Source organism: Aurantiacibacter sp. MUD11 (assembly GCF_026967575.1).
Classification (GTDB): domain Bacteria; phylum Pseudomonadota; class Alphaproteobacteria; order Sphingomonadales; family Sphingomonadaceae; genus Alteraurantiacibacter.
This window is the reverse complement of the sequence record NZ_CP114054.1, coordinates 670,946-686,411: the sequence shown is the minus strand read 5'-3', so window position 1 is coordinate 686,411 and position 15,466 is coordinate 670,946. Positions and strand designations below refer to the sequence as shown.

The window sequence follows — 15,466 nt, the reverse complement described above, 5'->3', positions numbered from 1 at the left end:
TAACGCGGGAGCCGAGTGGTTACCAAATCGTTAAGACGGGCGTCATGAGAAGATCACTTGTCCTCACCACCGAGTCGTCCCGCCACTGGTTCCGGGCCTCGCTTCCGCCCCACGTCCTGCGCCGGGCGAACGAAGTCGAGCCGATGGCTCCGTGGCGAAAGCGGATCGCCCTTGGGGTGACGCGGAGGGACCTGGAAACCGTCGCGGCAACCTATGCCGCTGGTTTCCTTGCGACACTCACCTTCATCGCCTGACGTCAGCCTGCCGTAACCGCGGCGGTATTCGCCAGCTTTTCCGCCTTGAACAGCTTGCCGCCCAGCCAGGCGGAGATCAGGCACATGACCGCGCTCAGCAGCAGCTGCTCGACCAGCGGAATACCGATCGCACTCAGCCCCCCGGCGACCGCCGAGCCACCGACCATGGCCCCCGCATTGACGATGTTGTTCGCCGCCACCGCGCGGCTGGCTGCCGATTTGTGCACCTTGGTGGTCAGGAAGGCGTAGAGCGGCACGACGAACATGCCGCCGAAAATCGCAATCGACAGCAGCGTGGCGAGCACCAGCCAGGCGAGCGGGTAGGACAGGAAGGTCGTCGCATCCATCAGCGCCATGTCGGTGACGCCCTGCTGCCAGGCCCGGCACACGAAATAGAGTACCGCGACCATCAGGCCCATGGCGACGACCGAGGTTGCCGAATAGCGCGCGGATACCTTGCCCCGCAGCAGCATGTTGATGGCGACGGAACCGATGGCGACGCCGATGGAAAAGACCACCAGCATGAGGCTGGCGACTTCCTTGCTGGCGAACAGTACGTTCTTGGCCAGCGGCGGGAACTGGATGAACAGCACAGCACCGATGGTCCAGAAGAAGCTGATGGCGAGGATGGCGTAGAACACCTCGCGGTTGTGCATGGTGTCGCGCACCAGTCTGATGGAGCCGGTGATGGGGTTGTAGTCGATCGGCTCGATCTCGCCCATCGCGGGGGCGGAGGGGATTTTCTGGCTGGTGAAGAAGCCGAGCACCGCCAACAGGATAACGCCGATGGCGGCCAGTTCCACCGAGATGAACCCGGCCAGGATCGTGCCGCCCATGATGGCGACATAGGTTCCCGCTTCCACCAGCCCCGTACCCGCCAGCACCTCGTCTTTCTTCAGGTGCTGGGGAAGGATCGAATACTTGATCGGGCCGAGGAAGGTCGAATGGGTGCCCATGGCAAACAGCGCCAGCATCAGCAGCGGTAGGGCCAGCGTATTCACCATCACGCCTTTCAGCGCCAGCATCAGCCCCGCTGCGCCGACGACCATGATGCCGATTTCCGCTGCCTTCACGATGCGGATGATCTTCGCCTTGTCGCGCATGTCGGCAAGCTGCCCGGCCAGCGCGGAGAGGAGGAAGAACGGCAGGATGAACACTGCCGAGGCGACGGCGCTGAAGCCGGTCTCGTCCTCGGCCGAGTTGTAGATGCTGTAGACGACGAACAGCACCATGGCATTCTTGTAGAGGTTGTCGTTGAACGCATTCAGCAGCTGGGTGCAGAATAGCGGCAGGAACCGCCGCTGCTTGAGCAGGTAAGTGGAAGTGAACATAGTGCCTACATGCTGCGCCCCAGGGCCTTCTTTGGCAGGGGTCTAACGGCTTTTCTCCCAAATGGCAGCAGCAAGCGTGCTTTTTCCTGCGCCGATTAGCGGCTAGGGCTGTCGCCGACATGCTGACCTTGCCCAATATCCTGACGCTCAGCCGTATCATGGCGCTTCCGCTGTTGGCCTTCCTGATGTGGTGGCCCGGCTGGGAACTCGGCTTCCTGCTCGCTTTCGCGCTCTATTCGCTGATGGGAATCACCGACTATTTCGACGGGATGCTGGCGCGATCCAGCGGCGCGGTGAGCAAGCTGGGCATCTTCCTCGATCCCATTGCCGACAAGATCATGGTGGCGACCGTCATCCTGGTGCTGGCCGCGCAAGGCATCCTGCGGGGCCCCTACGTGGGCGACATGCACGTGATCGCCGGGCTGATCATCCTGATTCGCGAGATTGCCGTGTCGGGCCTGCGCGAATTCCTCGGCGGTCTGCAGGTCAGTGTGCCCGTGTCGCGCCTCGCAAAGTGGAAGACCACCTTCCAGCTGATCGCGCTCGGTTCCCTCATCCTCGGCCAGGGCCTGCCCGGCTGGACGGTGCAACTGGGAGAACTCGACGCCAACGTGCCGCACACGGTCGGCCTGATCACCCTGTGGGGCGCGGCGATCCTCACGTTGATTACCGGCTGGGACTACCTGCGCGTCGGCCTGAAGCACATGGATTGACGCGACGCGCTATCCGGCCCGCAATTCCTCCGCCAGCAGCCTGAACTCGTCCGAGCGCGGCGAGTTCGTGCGCCACACCAGGGCGATTTCGCGGCTGGTCTGGCTGCCCTTCAGCGGGCGGGCGACCACGTCGGTCTCGTGCAAGATGCCTGCCTCGATGGCCATTTCGGGCAGCATCGTCAGGCCCAGGCCGTTGTCGACCATCTGCACCAGTGTGTGCAGGCTGGTGCCGATCATCGTCGCGCTGGCGCGCATTTCCGGCCGGTTGCAGGCAGCCAGCGCATGTTCCTTCAGGCAGTGGCCGTCTTCCAGCAGCAGCAGCCGCCCCTCGTCGATCATCGCAGGGGAGATTTCCGGCGGCGGATCGCGCGGGTCGTCCTTCGGGAAGGCGACGTAGAGCGCATCGTCGCAGATCTTTTCCTTCTCCACCTCGCCGGTGGCGAAGGGCAGGGCCAGCAGCACGCAGTCGGCGCGGCCGTGATGCAGCGATTCGATGGCGTGTTCGCTGGTTTCCTCGCGCAGGAACAGCTTCAGTTGCGGGCGTTCCTTGCGCAGCCGCGGCAGGATGCGCGGTAGCAGGAAGGGTGCGATGGTGGGGATCACGCTCATGCGCAATTCGCCGGAAAGCGGCTTGCCCGCGGCCTGCACCAGCTCGGCCAGCTCCTCCGTCTCGCGCAGCACGCGGTGGGCCTTTTCGACCACCGAATTGCCCAGCGGGGTGAAGCGGACCACGCGGCGGCTGCGCTCGACCAGTGTAACCCCCAGCAGCGATTCGAGCTCGCGAATGCCTGCCGAAAGGGTGGATTGGGAAACGAAACTCGCCTCCGCCGCACGACCGAAGTGCTGGTGCTCGTGCAGTGCCACCAGATACTGCAGCTGCTTGATCGTGGGGAGGTAGGTGCTCACTGCTCTGCCGCTTCGGCCTCCGCCATGGCCTTGGCCGAGTGCACGGTGGCATCGCCGTTCGCGACATCGTCGATGTGGGTCATCTTCAGGCGCCCTTTCTCGACCGCGAAGGCCAGCTTGCCCTCGACCAGGTCGAGCGCATCCTTGCCGAAGACCTCGAAACGCCAGCCCTCGAGGATTTGCAGCTTGCGCACGCCGGCGGCCAGCGCTTCCAGCTCGTCCGACTTGGTGAGCAGGCGCGAGGCGACGTCGATCTCGCGGGCGCGGATCTTGAGCAGCAGCTTCAGCAGGTCGGCCACCAGTGCGCCTTCCTTGCCCAGCGGCGCGCCGCGCTTGGGCTTCTCGGGCATTTCCTCGGCCGCCAGCGGCTCTGCGGTGTTCAGCACGCGCATCAGGCGCTTGCCGATGTCGTTATCTTTCCAAGCGTTGGAAAGGCCGCGCACCTTGGCGAGGTCCACCTGCTTCTTTGGCGGGTGGCTGGCGAGGTCGGCCAGGGTCTCGTCGCGGATGATGCGGCCGCGCGGGATGTTCTTGTCCTGCGCCTCGGTCTCGCGCCAGGCGGCGAGCGCTTTCAGTCGCCCCAGCACCGCCGGGTTGCGACCGGGCGCGCGGATACGGCGCCATGCGAGTTCGAGGTCGTTGGCGTAATTGGCCGGGTCCGCCAGCTTCTCCATCTCGGCATTCAGCCAGTGGCCGCGATCGGTCTTGATCAGCTTGTTCAGGATCTTCGGGAAGATCTTGGCCAGATAGGTGACGTCGCCGATGGCATATTCGATCTGCCGGTCGGTCAGCGGGCGGCGGCTCCAGTCGGTGAAGCGCGCGCCCTTGTCGATGGTCTTGTTCAGCCAGGACTCGACGAGGTTGGCATAGCCGATTTGTTCCGACTGGCTGATCGCCATCATTGCGATCTGCGTGTCGAAAATGGGGAATGGAGTCTTGCCGGTGAGGTTGTAGACGATTTCCACGTCCTGCCCGCCGGCATGGAAAACCTTCAGCACGTCCTCGTTCTCGGTCAGGAGCTCCAGCAGCGGAGAGAGGTCGATATTGTCCGCCAGCGGATCGATGGCGGCGGCTTCGTCCTCATTGCCGACCTGCACCAGGCACAGCAGCGGGTAGTAGGTGTTTTCGCGCATGAACTCCGTGTCCACGCAGACGAATTCGCCTTGGGCCAGCCGGTCGCACAGCGCCTTGAGGTCCTTGGTCTTGGTAATCAGGGGATGGATTTGCATTTACGATCTTTTCTGTCTTGGCCGGTTCACCGTCCTGCGGCTAGGCCCGCGCAAGTCTTGTCATCCTTGACAAAACGGCGTGCTTCGCCTGTTAGCGCGCGCGTGAAACTGGCGTATCGCCGCGCATCGCCCGCGCGCCCTTAGCGTCATACCCTGCGAATTGAAAAGAGTCCTCATGCACGCTTACCGTACCCACAACTGTGCCGCCCTGAACAAGGACGCCGTCGGCGAGACCGTTCGCCTCTCGGGTTGGATCCACCGCAAGCGCGACCACGGCGGCGTGCTGTTCGTCGATCTGCGCGACCATTACGGCATCACCCAGGTGGTGGCGGACGAGGATTCGCCCGCGCTGGAGATTCTCGATTCGCTGAAGCTGGAAAGCGTCATCACCATCGATGGCGAGGTGAAGGCGCGCGACGCCGAGGCGGTAAACCCGAACCTGCCGACCGGCGAGATCGAGGTCTTCGCCCGTTCCGTCACCGTGCAGAGCAAGGCGGAAGAACTGCCGCTGCCGGTCGCCGGTGAGCAGGAATATCCGGAAGACATCCGCCTGAAGTATCGCTTCGTCGACCTGCGCCGCGAAACCATGCACCGCAACATCATGCTGCGGAACCAGGTCATCACCAGCCTGCGTCGCCGCATGACCGACCAGGGTTTCAGCGAGTTCCAGACGCCGATCCTGGGCGCGTCCTCGCCCGAAGGTGCGCGCGACTACCTGGTGCCGAGCCGCCTGCACCCGGGCCGCTTCTACGCGCTGCCGCAGGCGCCGCAGATGTTCAAGCAGCTGCTGATGGTGGCGGGCTTCGACCGTTACTTCCAGATTGCCCCGTGCTTCCGCGACGAAGACCTGCGCGCCGACCGCTCGCCGGAATTCTACCAGCTCGACTTCGAGATGAGCTTCGTCACGCAGGAAGACGTGTTCCAGGCCATCGAACCGGTGCTGGCCGGCGTGTTCGAGGAATTCTCGGGCGGCAAGAGCGTGACTCCGGCGGGCGAGTTCCCGCGCATTCCTTATGCCGAAGCCATGCTGAAGTACGGCACCGACAAACCGGACCTGCGCAACCCGATCCTGATCTCCGACGTTTCCAGCCACTTCGAGAAGAGCGGCTTCGGCATCTTCGAGAAGATCGTCGGCAGCGGCGGCGTGGTGCGCGCCATCCCGGCGCCGAACACCAACGAGAAGAGTCGCAAGTTCTTCGACGAGATGAACGACTGGGCACGTCGCGAGGGCTATTCCGGCCTTGGCTACGTCACCCGCAAGCAGGGCGAGTTCGGCGGCCCGATTGCCAAGAACCACGGCCCCGAGAACATGCAGAAGATCTACGACGAGCTTGGTCTCGGCGAGAATGACGGGCTGTTCTTTGCCGCGGGCAAGGAAAAGGAAGCCGCCAAGCTGGCCGGCGCCGCGCGGACCCGCGTGGGCGAGCAGCTGGAGCTGATCGAGCCGGATTGCTTCAAGTTCTGCTGGATCGTCGACTTCCCGATGTTCGAGTACGATGAAGACCTCAAGAAGGTCGATTTCAGCCACAACCCGTTCTCCATGCCGCAGGGCGAGATGGAAGCGCTGGAAAGCAAGGATCCGCTCGAAATCCTCGCCTGGCAGTATGACATCGTCTGCAACGGCTACGAGCTGTCCTCGGGCGCGATCCGGAACCACCGTCCGGACATCATGTACAAGGCCTTTGAAATCGCGGGCTATTCGAAGGAAGAGGTCGACGCGAACTTCTCCGGCATGATCGAGGCGTTCAAGCTGGGCGCACCGCCGCATGGTGGCTCCGCTCCCGGCATCGACCGCATCGTCATGCTGCTGGCCGACGAGCCCAACATCCGCGAAGTCATCGCCTTCCCGCTCAACCAGCGGGCGCAGGACCTGATGATGGGCGCGCCGTCCATGGTCAGCGCGCGCCAGCTGCGCGACGTGCACATCCGCACGGTGGAGCCGCCCAAGACGGCCCCCGATGGCGAGAAGGCGTGAACCGGTCATCTTGGTGAATGACGGGCGGGCACTTGCTTTGCCTGTCGCCGTTCATTAGGGCGAAAACAGAATTCGAAACCCCAAGTTTGAGAGGGAATACATGAGCGATATCGCTGACCGCGTGAAGAAGATCGTTGTCGAGCATCTCGGCGTTGAAGAAGACAAGGTGACTCCGGACGCCAGCTTCATCGACGATCTGGGCGCCGACAGCCTCGACATCGTCGAGCTGGTGATGGCTTTCGAGGAAGAGTTCGGCGTGGAAATTCCCGACGACGCTGCCGAGAAGATCAACACGGTCGGCGACGCCAACAAGTACATCGAAGAGAACGCCGGCTAACACCGGCTTGCCCTGTTCGCGAAACGGCCCGCCGAACGCGGACGGGGATGGGAGGCTCAGCCATTGTGGCTGGGCCTTTCTTGATTGCGGAGAGAAGATATGCGGCGCGTAGTCGTTACCGGCCTCGGCCTTGTCACGCCCCTGGGCGGAGATGTTGAAACCACGTGGAAGAACCTGATCGCCGGCGAAAGCGGCATCGGGCCGATCACCAAGTTCGAACCGGTGGGGCAGAAATGCACCATCGCAGGCGAGGTGAAACCTGCCGACCATCCGTGGGGCTTCGACGCCGACAAGCGTGTCGATTCCAAGATTCAGCGACAGGTCGATCCCTTCATCGTCTATGGCATCGACGCTGCGGGACAGGCGCTGGAAGACGCCGGCCTGACCGAGATGGACGAGGCGACCAAGCTGCGCGCGGGTTGCTCCATCGGCTCGGGCATCGGCGGCCTGCCGGGCATCGAGCTGGAATCGGTCAACCTGCACGAACGCGGGCCCGGCCGCGTGTCGCCGCACTTCGTTCACGGTCGCCTGATCAACCTGATCAGCGGCCAGGTCTCGATCAAGTACGGCCTGATGGGCCCGAACCATGCCGTCGTGACCGCCTGTTCCACCGGCGCGCACTCGATCGGCGATGCTGCGCGGATGATCCGTGACGACGATGCCGACATCATGCTCGCGGGCGGCGCGGAAGCGACCATCTGCCCCATCGGCATTGCCGGCTTTGCCCAGGCGCGCGCGCTCAACACCGCCTTCAACGACCGTCCGACCGAGGCTAGCCGCCCCTATGACAAGGACCGCGAAGGCTTCGTCATGGGCGAAGGCGCAGGTGTCGTGGTGCTGGAGGAATACGAGCACGCCAAGGCACGCGGGGCGACCATTTATGCCGAAGTCGTCGGCTATGGCCTGTCGGGCGACGCCTATCACGTCACCGCCCCGCATCCGGAAGGCAAGGGCGCGGAAAACGCCATGCGCATGGCCCTGCGCAAGGCCGGGCTGGAGCCGTCGGATATCGACTACGTCAATGCCCACGGCACCTCGACCATGGCCGACACGATCGAGCTGGCCGCGGTGAAGCGCGTGCTGGGCGATGATCTTGGCGGTGCCTCGATGAGCAGCACCAAGAGCGCCATCGGCCACCTCCTGGGCGGTGCGGGTGCCGTTGAGAGCATCTTCTGCATACTCGCCATGCGCGACCAGGTGGTGCCGCCGACGCTCAACCTGCACAACCCGGACGAGGGCACCGAGGGTGTCGACCTTGTTCCGCTGACCGCCAAGAAGCGCGAAGTGGGCGCGGTGCTCAACAACAGCTTCGGCTTTGGCGGGACCAATGCCTCGCTGGTGATGAAGCGGGTCGACTAAGAAGGGCGTAGCGCCATGAAGAAGCTGTTGGCGGGCATTGTCGCGCTGGCCCTGCTGGCGGGGCTGGTCGTCGGCGGCTGGTTCGCGCTCGGCTGGTACGGCGGGGCCGAGGTGGAGGAGGAGGTCTCCTTCATCGTCCCCTCCGGCTCCTCGCTGACGGCAGTGGCGCAGAAGCTGGAGGAGGAGGGACACATTGCCTCCGCCGATGCCTTCCTGTTGCGCGCCAAGATCCTTGGCAGCTCCGATCCGATCAAGGCGGGTGAGTTCCTGCTGCCTGCCGGGATCAGCAATTCCGGCATTCTCGATACCTTCCAGCATGGCGACGTGATCCGCCGCTTCATCACCATCCCCGAAGGCACCCCCTCGGTGATCGTGCACGATATCCTGATGGCAGAGCCGCTGCTGGTCGGGGAAATCCCGGTGCCGGAAGAAGGCTCCGTCCTGCCCGAGAGCTATGATTTCGAACGCGGGGAAGAGCGCGTGGCCGTGCTCGCCCGCATGCAGCGTGCGATGGACGAGACCATTGCCGAACTGTGGCCGAACCGCAGCGACCGCACGGTAGCGAACACGCCCGAAGAGGCGGTGATTCTCGCCTCCATCGTGGAGAAGGAAACCGGCGTGCCAGAGGAACGCCGCATGGTTGCCGGACTCTATTCCAACCGCATCCGGCAGGGCATCTTCCTTCAGGCCGACCCGACGATCATCTATCCGATCACCCGCGGTCGCCCGCTCGGTCGGCGTATCCGCCAATCGGAGATTGCCGACATCAACGATTACAACACCTACCAGATGGCGGGCCTGCCGGCTGGTCCGATCACCAATCCGGGCCGCGCCAGCATCGAGGCGGTGCTCAACCCGGCCGAAACCGACGCGGTGTTCATGGTCGCCGACGGCACTGGCGGGCACGAGTTCAATGCCACGCTGGAAGAGCATAACGCGGCGGTCGAGCGCTGGTTCGCCATCCGCCGCGAGCGAGGTGAAATGTGAGCGGGAGCGGCAACGTCCCGCTGATCGTCACCGCCGAGCTGCCCGAAGACCTGTACAGCTGGGCCAACCAGCTGCGCACCGAGCATTTCCCGCCCGAGCGCAATTTCCTGAAGGCGCACGTCACGCTGTTTCACGCCTTGCCACCCAGCGCGGAGGGTGAAGTGCGCGATTGCCTGGCGGCCATGGCGCGCCATTACGCTCCCGTGCCGGCGCGCCTGGTGGGGATCATGAAGTTGGGGAAGGGCACCGCGCTCAAGCTGGAGAGCGAGGGCATGATCGCCCTCTGGCGCGAACTGGCAGACCGCTTCCACGGCATGCTCACCCCGCAGGACGAGCACCAGCCGCGTCTGCACATCACCATCCAGAACAAGGTGACAATCGAGGAAGCCAAGGCGCTGCAGGCAGAGCTCACCCCGCGCATCCAGCCGCGCGACTTCGCCTTCGCCGGGCTGGGCCTGCACGCCTATCTTGGCGGGCCGTGGGAACGCCTTGGAAAATTTCCTTTCCGCGGGCACAATAGGCGCTGAATTTCCGGGGTCGCGCATGGGGAGCGGATCATGGATGGTGACCTGAACCTGGCGACGATTGCGGCGATTACCGCCGGTGTCCTGTTGGTGGCTGCCGTCGCCATGGCCTCGCTTCGCTGGGTGCGCATACTGGCGCTGGCTGCCGGTGTGGCGGCGCTGGTCTACGTCATTCTCGTCGGGCTTGGGACCATCGGCGACGTGCTGGTGGCTGCATTCGTCATCGTCAACGCGGTTCAATTGCTGCTGCTGCTGCTGCGGTCGCGGCGGCACCACCTGAGTGACGAGGAACGCGAGCTGCTGGAAGGCGTGCTGCAGGTGCAGGACCCCGAACAGCAACGCCACCTGCTCGACCTAGTGAAATGGCGCGATGCGCCGACCGACAAGGTGCTGATGGAGCAGGGCCAATCCAAGCCGCCGCTGATCTATGTCGCCTCCGGCGCTGCCGCGATTGAGCATGACGGCAAGATCGTCGGTGTCTGCGGGCCGGGCGATTTCCTGGGAGAGATGAGCCTGATTACCGGAGAGAAGGCATCGGCCACGGTACGCGTCACCAACCCCATGCGCATCGCCCAGTTCGATCGCGACGGGCTGGGCGCCATGGCCGGCTCAATTCCCGAGTTGAACCGCGCTTTCGATGCCGCCCTGAATCGCGGTCTCGCGGCAAAGATCCTGCGCATGAACAAGGCCGCTGCGACCGCATCCTGAGGCGGAATCCGGCGCCGCCCACGCGCGCTGCAAAAGCAGGTTGACCGGGCGGCAAACCACCCCTAAATGCGCCGCCTCGCCCCCGTTCGAGGGGCCTGCCCATGGGGCGGAGTAGCTCAGGTGGTTAGAGCAGCGGAATCATAATCCGCGTGTCGGGGGTTCGAGTCCCTCCTCCGCTACCAGGATTCTTCCACTCACGACTGGTTTTGAGCCTTCCGACAGCTCTGCCTGCGAGGCGCACGCGTTGTGGGCAGGTGGTTCTGATAGCATTGTCCGGCGTTCTTTCGGTGACTACCGTGGCTCCCGAGTAAGGGGCTGGAATGCAAAAAATCAGGAAGCTGGCAAAGTGGGTGGGGATAAGCCTGCTCGTGGTGATCGCAATCGGCCTTGTATGGCCGTGGACTACGGTGCTGAAGGAGCGGTTCTCGGCAAGCGAATACGTCGCCTATCTGGAAGATCACACCAGGCCTCTCGACTTGACCAGTGCTGATGGCGGCCTGCAGTTCCCAGCCTCGTTCTATGACAACAAGCTCTTCCTGCTTGGCGAAATTCATGGGGCGCAGACTGCTCAGCAGGTCGACCTGGCGATGATGATCCACCTGAATCGGAGGCTTGGCCTGACGTGGCTGATGGCAGAACTCAGCCCGGTGCAGGCCGAAAGATTCAATGCCTATCTCGATACGGGCGACGAGAGTTTCATCGCGCCGGTGTTTGAGCGGTGGCTGTCGGAGTCGGCACAGTGGGGAAATCAGCAGCACTATGACAAGCTGATTGCCTTGCGGGACTACAACCAGAGCCAGCCTGAAGACCGCCAAATCCGCTATTTCGGGGTGGATCTGATCAGGGAGAACCAACAACAGGATGCCGCGCAGTGGTTGGCCCGGCTGCTTGCCGACGTTCCGGACGAAGCTCCAGCTGAAATCGCTGATCTGAAGCGCGCAGTTTCAGGCTCCTTCGATGCAGAGCGCTTGCGCCCCGCGCTTGAAGCTGCATTGCCGATTCTTGCGGAGAGCTCAGCAATTGAGCCCGAAGTCAGCCAGCGCGTCCGATACATTGCACGAAATCTGCTGGCGTCGCTTGACGGTGCTGGCCGCTACGATGTCATCCCGGACAACATTAGAACGATGGTCGAGGAATTCGGCATCGGGGATGATGAACCGATCTACGGCTTTTGGGGATTGTTTCACGTGATGAAGACCCGCGTGAATGAAACGGGCGAGCCAATGGCCCTGCGACTGCAGAACAGCGATTTGCCATTCGCAGACGGGATCGCCTCCGTGCTGATGGTCTATGCGGACAGCTCGCAAAACATGCCTTCGCGCGCCTTGCCCGGCTTCCTGCAGGACGATGGCCCCTACACAGATTTCACGATGAGTCAGGACAATCCCTACCTCTCCTATCTGTACGGGATTGGCGATCTCAAGCGGATGACTGACGCTCCCGCCACGCTGTATTCTCCATTTGAGCCTCGCTCACCTTACATTGGAAGTGATCGTCTGCGGCAGCAGTCGGGACTCCTGACGTATGTGTTCAGGTTCGAGTTGGAAGACAGCACCGAGCCTGAAGTGGATCACGTCATCCTCATCAATGGCTCCGATGCGCTGACACCTTGGCAAGGGGAAGGCCAGTGACATGCGTCCAGGGACAGTGAGAACACGACAACCCGCAGATTTCACACTGGAATGTTAATCCGCATGTCGGGGGTAGAATTCCACCTTCGCCACCGACTTTTCAGAAGTCTTTCCGATAGCGTCCTGCGTGCTCGCTGATCATCCTTGCGGACCGATCACCCGTTGCTCGATCACGCCAAACGGGCAGTATCCGCCCGCGTCGGTTGCCGCCATGCGGACCTCTTCCCCAAAGCGCATATAGTTTGTTCGTGGTTGGCCTTCGGCGATAATCTCGATGGCCCGGCGCTCGGAGATGCAGCTGGATCCGACCCGGCCATAATCTGCATTCGCCACCGTGCCGGATCCGATTACCGTGCCGGCAGCAAGGTCGCGGGTGGCAGCAGCGTGGGCAATAAGCTCATGGAAACCGAACGCCATTTCGCGGCCGTTGGCATTGCCGAAGCGAACGCCGTTCCAGTCAATCGCCAGGTCCAGGCATACGCGACCATCGCGCCAGCCATCGCCAAGCACATCCGGCGTGACGGCAAAGGGGGCCATGGAACAGGCGGGCTTGGCCTGCACCCAGCCGAACCCGGTTTTCATTTCCGGCACGGCAAGGTTCCGCAATGACCAATCATTCACTTGCACAATCAGCCGGATCAGCTCGATTGCCTCGCTGGCGGCGGTGCCCATCGGCACCTCGTCGACGATGACCGCGAATTCTCCTTCGAAATCGATGCCATGTTCCTCGGACGGGAAGGGCACATCGTCACACGGTCCAAGAAACCGGTCGGACATTCCCTGATACATCAGCGGCTTTTCATGAACGATTGGCTCATGACCAAGAGCGATTTGCATCAGGTCGGCGTGGGTCTGGAATACCGAGCCGTCGAGCCATTGCCAGGCTCGCGGCAGCGGCGCCATCAATGCCGAGGGATCGAGCGTGTCGCCTTCGCCATTCTCGATCCGCTCGGATAGCGCCCGAAGGCCGGGTTCAGAAGCAGACCAATCCTCCAGTGCCTCACGCAGGTTGGTGATCCTGCTCGCTGCCGGAAGACAGCGCTCACCGTCTGCTGACACGACCAGCAGCTGCCCATCCTTGCTGCCATCCTTGTGCGTGGCGAGCCTCATTCCAGCCCGCCTGCGTATTGGCCGTCGATCAGGATGAAAGCGATCCGGCAGTTTGCGTCGCTACGGTTCGCCCAGCCGTGGTTGGTGCCGCGTTGCACGATGATGTCTCCCGCCCGGCAAGTGGTTTCACCTTCGTCGAGGATCAGCGTGAGTTCCCCTTCCAGCACGATTCCGTAATCGACCGTCTCGGTGCGGTGCATATGGGCGTGACGGCTGCCTTTCCCGCTGTGAGAAGAAGCCTCGACCGCGCCGACTTCGGCGAAATGCGCGCGGGCTTCCTCGGGTGTTACATCATCCAGACGGTCACCATCAGGCGGGATGTCGAGCACGCGAATGCGGGTGCCGCCCTTCGGCGGGGCGAGCTGGATGCCGTCTTCGTCAGGCTCGCCACTGGCTGGTTCGATCCGCGCGGGTGTCTCGCGCGTGTTCCAGACCTCGAAGAACAGTGGGCCATGCTCGCCGCCGATACGCTGCACGCGGGGTACGGGCCCATCCTCCAGGAAGATCGCGCGCCCCTGATCGTCATGTCCGGTGACGATCCGCCTGACGTGGTGGTCGCTCATCGCTCTGCTCCCTTGGCGAATGGTGGACGGAAAAGCAGCCCTCGCTTTTCCAATGCTGCTTCCGCTGCGCTTTCGCGAGCGAGTGCCGCCTTGGCGCTGGCGCGATTCATGGCACTTTGGTGATGCCTCAGCAGGGAAGGGAACGCTCTATCATCGAAACCCGATCCGGTAATGCGGAACCAAATCCATGCGACGTAGGCATCCAGTACCGACCAGCTGTCACCCAACAGCCAGTCGGCCGCATCCAGACGGTCTGCGAGAGGGGCGAGCTGGAAGCGCAGCATCTCCTCTGCCTTCGCCCGAATGCGTGGCGCGTCTTCCGGGTCGCTTGAAATCATCTGCGGCATGACAAAGCGCGTGACGAGGGGGTGCAGGTCGCTCGAGCAGCGGAATATCTCGGCCTGCTGCTGGGCCTTTTCGAAGGGGTCATCAGTTGCCGGGAGCAAGCCCGCGTCCGGATAGGTTTCTGCCAGCCAAGACAGGATTGCGCCGTTCTGCACCAGCACGCCTTGCGGAGTTTCCAGCGCGGGCACCTTGCCCGAAGGATTGACGGCGAGGAATTCCGGCTTGCGGTGCTCACCTGCCATGAAGGCGATCAATCCCGTCTCGTATTCCAGGCCGATATCTTCCAGCGCGGTCATCGTCACGCGAGCACAGGTGTTCGGCGCGAACCACAGTTTCAGCATTGCGTGCGTCCTCCCAGTGTCTCGGCGAACCAGTCGGCTATGTAATCGCGCGCATAAGACATGTTGTCTGCCCCGACATGCTCCACGCCGCCTTCGCGCGGGGTGAAGATCTTCAGCTCGCGGCGTGGCGAATTGACCAGTTGGTCATAGGCCTGATGTGCATAGTTCACGCTGATCTGACGGTCTGCCTCCCCATGGGTGACGAGGAAGGGGACCGTGATGCGGTCCATATGGCCGTTGAGGTTCATGCCTTCGGATTTTTGCAGGAAATCCTCCATATCGCTGGCGCCGAAGGTCCAGAAGACATGCGCCCAGTAGTGTGGCACCGGATTTTCGCCTTCGCGCTTGATGCGGGCGTCCTGCACCTCTCGCCAGTTGTGGTTCGCACCCCACACCGCGCCGCTGGCGAAGCGCGGTTCATAGGCGACGGCGCGCGGGGCGAAATGGCCGCCAAGCGAGATGCCGGTCATGCCGATGCGAGCCGGATCGACATCGTCTCGCGCTTCCAGCCAGTCGACCGCTCTGCTGGCCCAGCTTTCGGAATGCGGATCGACCGGCAGCCCTTGCAGGCGCAAAGCCTCTCCCGTTCCGGGCTGGTCCACGCAAAGGGTCGAGATGCCGCGCCTTGCCAATGCCTCTGGCAGGCGCGACCAGTAGAGCAGCTCCTTGCTGCTATCGAGGCCGTTGCAATAGACCACCGCTGGGCGCGGCCCGTCGCCTTCGCCGCGGGTGTAGAGCGCCGGCATCGTGCCACTGGCGAGCGGCACTTCCACGCGTTCTCGGTTGATCGAGCCAAGCCGGGTCGAGCGATCGAAAGCCTCCCGTGCCTTGCGGTAGGTTTCCTCCCGCCCGGCAGAGCCTTGCTGCTGCATCCGTTCCGCTACCAGCAGGTAGAGAGAGGCGCGTTCGAGCTTGTTCGAAGCCGAGAAGCCGCGTCCGCGCCGCTCATCCTCGGCGGCCAGCTCCAGCAGCTCGTCCGCCCTGGCGACCCATTGCCGCATGAAGTCGGGCGTTCCCGCATCGCCGCTTTCCGCCGCCTCGCGGATCGGCTCGCACATGTCGATGATCTCGCCGATCTTGCCGCCACTCTCCAGCGCCATGGCGACGGATAGGTTCCAGATGTAGTTCGGAAAATACTCGAACAGCGCCATCT

16 protein-coding genes and 1 tRNA gene are annotated in these 15,466 nt (G+C 63.2%); 10 read left to right on the top strand and 7 right to left on the bottom strand.

What is annotated here, in order from left to right; all coding sequences use genetic code 11:
• Window positions 1-44: 44 nt before the first annotated feature.
• The gene (locus tag OZN62_RS03330; RefSeq protein ID WP_269101336.1) at window positions 45-254 is read left to right on the top strand and encodes a hypothetical protein; all 210 of its coding nucleotides are present in this window, start codon (window positions 45-47) and stop codon (window positions 252-254) included.
• A 2-nt stretch (window positions 255-256) separates the two neighbouring features.
• On the opposite strand, the gene OZN62_RS03325 is transcribed toward OZN62_RS03330, so the two are convergent.
• A complete protein-coding gene (locus OZN62_RS03325) occupies window positions 257-1,585 on the bottom strand; it encodes an MFS transporter (protein ID WP_269101335.1) in 1,329 nt (442 codons plus the stop codon).
• A gap of 119 nt (window positions 1,586-1,704) precedes the next feature.
• Here OZN62_RS03325 and pgsA point away from each other — a divergent pair, with 119 nt between their 5' ends.
• Window positions 1,705-2,298, top strand: a complete 594-nt coding sequence (gene pgsA, locus OZN62_RS03320) for a CDP-diacylglycerol--glycerol-3-phosphate 3-phosphatidyltransferase (RefSeq protein WP_269101334.1) — start codon at window positions 1,705-1,707, stop codon at window positions 2,296-2,298.
• Between the two features lie 9 nt (window positions 2,299-2,307).
• Here the strand turns inward: pgsA and OZN62_RS03315 are convergent, their stop codons facing one another.
• Entirely contained in the window at window positions 2,308-3,204 is an 897-nt protein-coding gene (locus tag OZN62_RS03315) for a hydrogen peroxide-inducible genes activator (protein WP_269101333.1), read from the bottom strand.
• On the bottom strand, window positions 3,201-4,433 hold the full coding sequence (gene rnd, locus OZN62_RS03310) for a ribonuclease D (protein ID WP_269101332.1): 1,233 nt from the start codon (window positions 4,431-4,433) through the stop codon (window positions 3,201-3,203). Before rnd ends, OZN62_RS03315 begins: the two co-directional genes overlap by 4 nt.
• A 175-nt stretch (window positions 4,434-4,608) precedes the next feature.
• Here rnd and aspS point away from each other — a divergent pair, with 175 nt between their 5' ends.
• From aspS to OZN62_RS03270, 8 genes are all read left to right on the top strand, one after another.
• Window positions 4,609-6,408 (top strand): aspartate--tRNA ligase, encoded by a 1,800-nt coding sequence (gene aspS, locus OZN62_RS03305; protein ID WP_269101331.1) that lies wholly within the window; start codon window positions 4,609-4,611, stop codon window positions 6,406-6,408.
• 100 nt (window positions 6,409-6,508) lie between these two features.
• The gene (locus OZN62_RS03300; protein ID WP_269101330.1) at window positions 6,509-6,745 is read left to right on the top strand and encodes an acyl carrier protein; all 237 of its coding nucleotides are present in this window, start codon (window positions 6,509-6,511) and stop codon (window positions 6,743-6,745) included.
• Window positions 6,746-6,844: 99 nt separating this feature from the next.
• The gene (fabF, locus tag OZN62_RS03295) at window positions 6,845-8,104 is read left to right on the top strand and encodes a beta-ketoacyl-ACP synthase II (protein ID WP_269101329.1); all 1,260 of its coding nucleotides are present in this window, start codon (window positions 6,845-6,847) and stop codon (window positions 8,102-8,104) included.
• A 15-nt stretch (window positions 8,105-8,119) separates the two neighbouring features.
• Window positions 8,120-9,091 carry an endolytic transglycosylase MltG gene (gene mltG, locus OZN62_RS03290; RefSeq protein ID WP_269101328.1) on the top strand — a complete coding sequence of 324 codons (972 nt, stop codon included), beginning with the start codon at window positions 8,120-8,122 and terminating at the stop codon, window positions 9,089-9,091.
• Window positions 9,088-9,618, top strand: a complete 531-nt coding sequence (locus OZN62_RS03285; protein WP_269101327.1) for a 2'-5' RNA ligase family protein — start codon at window positions 9,088-9,090, stop codon at window positions 9,616-9,618. The genes mltG and OZN62_RS03285 overlap by 4 nt, the downstream gene beginning before the upstream one ends.
• A gap of 30 nt (window positions 9,619-9,648) precedes the next feature.
• Window positions 9,649-10,323, top strand: coding sequence for a Crp/Fnr family transcriptional regulator (locus tag OZN62_RS03280; protein ID WP_269101326.1), 675 nt, complete (start codon window positions 9,649-9,651; stop codon window positions 10,321-10,323).
• Between the two features lie 105 nt (window positions 10,324-10,428).
• Window positions 10,429-10,505: transfer RNA gene (locus OZN62_RS03275), tRNA-Met, on the top strand.
• A 138-nt stretch (window positions 10,506-10,643) separates the two neighbouring features.
• Window positions 10,644-11,954, top strand: coding sequence for a hypothetical protein (locus tag OZN62_RS03270; RefSeq protein ID WP_269101325.1), 1,311 nt, complete (start codon window positions 10,644-10,646; stop codon window positions 11,952-11,954).
• Between the two features lie 138 nt (window positions 11,955-12,092).
• Here OZN62_RS03270 and OZN62_RS03265 read toward each other — a convergent pair whose 3' ends face one another.
• From OZN62_RS03265 to OZN62_RS03250, 4 genes are read right to left on the bottom strand one after another with little or no spacing between them, the layout of a single operon-like run.
• Window positions 12,093-13,064 carry a fumarylacetoacetate hydrolase family protein gene (locus tag OZN62_RS03265; protein ID WP_269101324.1) on the bottom strand — a complete coding sequence of 324 codons (972 nt, stop codon included), beginning with the start codon at window positions 13,062-13,064 and terminating at the stop codon, window positions 12,093-12,095.
• A complete protein-coding gene (locus OZN62_RS03260; protein ID WP_269101323.1) occupies window positions 13,061-13,627 on the bottom strand; it encodes a cupin domain-containing protein in 567 nt (188 codons plus the stop codon). The genes OZN62_RS03265 and OZN62_RS03260 overlap by 4 nt, the downstream gene beginning before the upstream one ends.
• On the bottom strand, window positions 13,624-14,313 hold the full coding sequence (locus tag OZN62_RS03255) for a glutathione S-transferase family protein (RefSeq protein ID WP_269101322.1): 690 nt from the start codon (window positions 14,311-14,313) through the stop codon (window positions 13,624-13,626). Before OZN62_RS03255 ends, OZN62_RS03260 begins: the two co-directional genes overlap by 4 nt.
• On the bottom strand, window positions 14,307-15,464 hold the full coding sequence (locus tag OZN62_RS03250) for an alpha/beta hydrolase family protein (protein ID WP_269101321.1): 1,158 nt from the start codon (window positions 15,462-15,464) through the stop codon (window positions 14,307-14,309). Before OZN62_RS03250 ends, OZN62_RS03255 begins: the two co-directional genes overlap by 7 nt.
• Between the last annotated feature and the right edge of the window lie 2 nt (window positions 15,465-15,466).

Bases quoted from the DNA above. Each gene is read 5' to 3' on its own strand.
- OZN62_RS03330 (WP_269101336.1), top strand. From the start codon at position 45: ATGAGAAGATCACTTGTCCTCACCACCGAGTCGTCCCGCCACTGGTTC.
- OZN62_RS03325 (WP_269101335.1), bottom strand. From the start codon at position 1,585: ATGTTCACTTCCACTTACCTGCTCAAGCAGCGGCGGTTCCTGCCGCTA.
- pgsA (WP_269101334.1), top strand. From the start codon at position 1,705: ATGCTGACCTTGCCCAATATCCTGACGCTCAGCCGTATCATGGCGCTT.
- rnd (WP_269101332.1), bottom strand. From the start codon at position 4,433: ATGCAAATCCATCCCCTGATTACCAAGACCAAGGACCTCAAGGCGCTG.
- aspS (WP_269101331.1), top strand. From the start codon at position 4,609: ATGCACGCTTACCGTACCCACAACTGTGCCGCCCTGAACAAGGACGCC.
- OZN62_RS03300 (WP_269101330.1), top strand. From the start codon at position 6,509: ATGAGCGATATCGCTGACCGCGTGAAGAAGATCGTTGTCGAGCATCTC.
- fabF (WP_269101329.1), top strand. From the start codon at position 6,845: ATGCGGCGCGTAGTCGTTACCGGCCTCGGCCTTGTCACGCCCCTGGGC.
- mltG (WP_269101328.1), top strand. From the start codon at position 8,120: ATGAAGAAGCTGTTGGCGGGCATTGTCGCGCTGGCCCTGCTGGCGGGG.
- OZN62_RS03280 (WP_269101326.1), top strand. From the start codon at position 9,649: ATGGATGGTGACCTGAACCTGGCGACGATTGCGGCGATTACCGCCGGT.
- OZN62_RS03270 (WP_269101325.1), top strand. From the start codon at position 10,644: ATGCAAAAAATCAGGAAGCTGGCAAAGTGGGTGGGGATAAGCCTGCTC.
- OZN62_RS03265 (WP_269101324.1), bottom strand. From the start codon at position 13,064: ATGAGGCTCGCCACGCACAAGGATGGCAGCAAGGATGGGCAGCTGCTG.
- OZN62_RS03260 (WP_269101323.1), bottom strand. From the start codon at position 13,627: ATGAGCGACCACCACGTCAGGCGGATCGTCACCGGACATGACGATCAG.
- OZN62_RS03255 (WP_269101322.1), bottom strand. From the start codon at position 14,313: ATGCTGAAACTGTGGTTCGCGCCGAACACCTGTGCTCGCGTGACGATG.
- OZN62_RS03250 (WP_269101321.1), bottom strand. From the start codon at position 15,464: ATGGCGCTGTTCGAGTATTTTCCGAACTACATCTGGAACCTATCCGTC.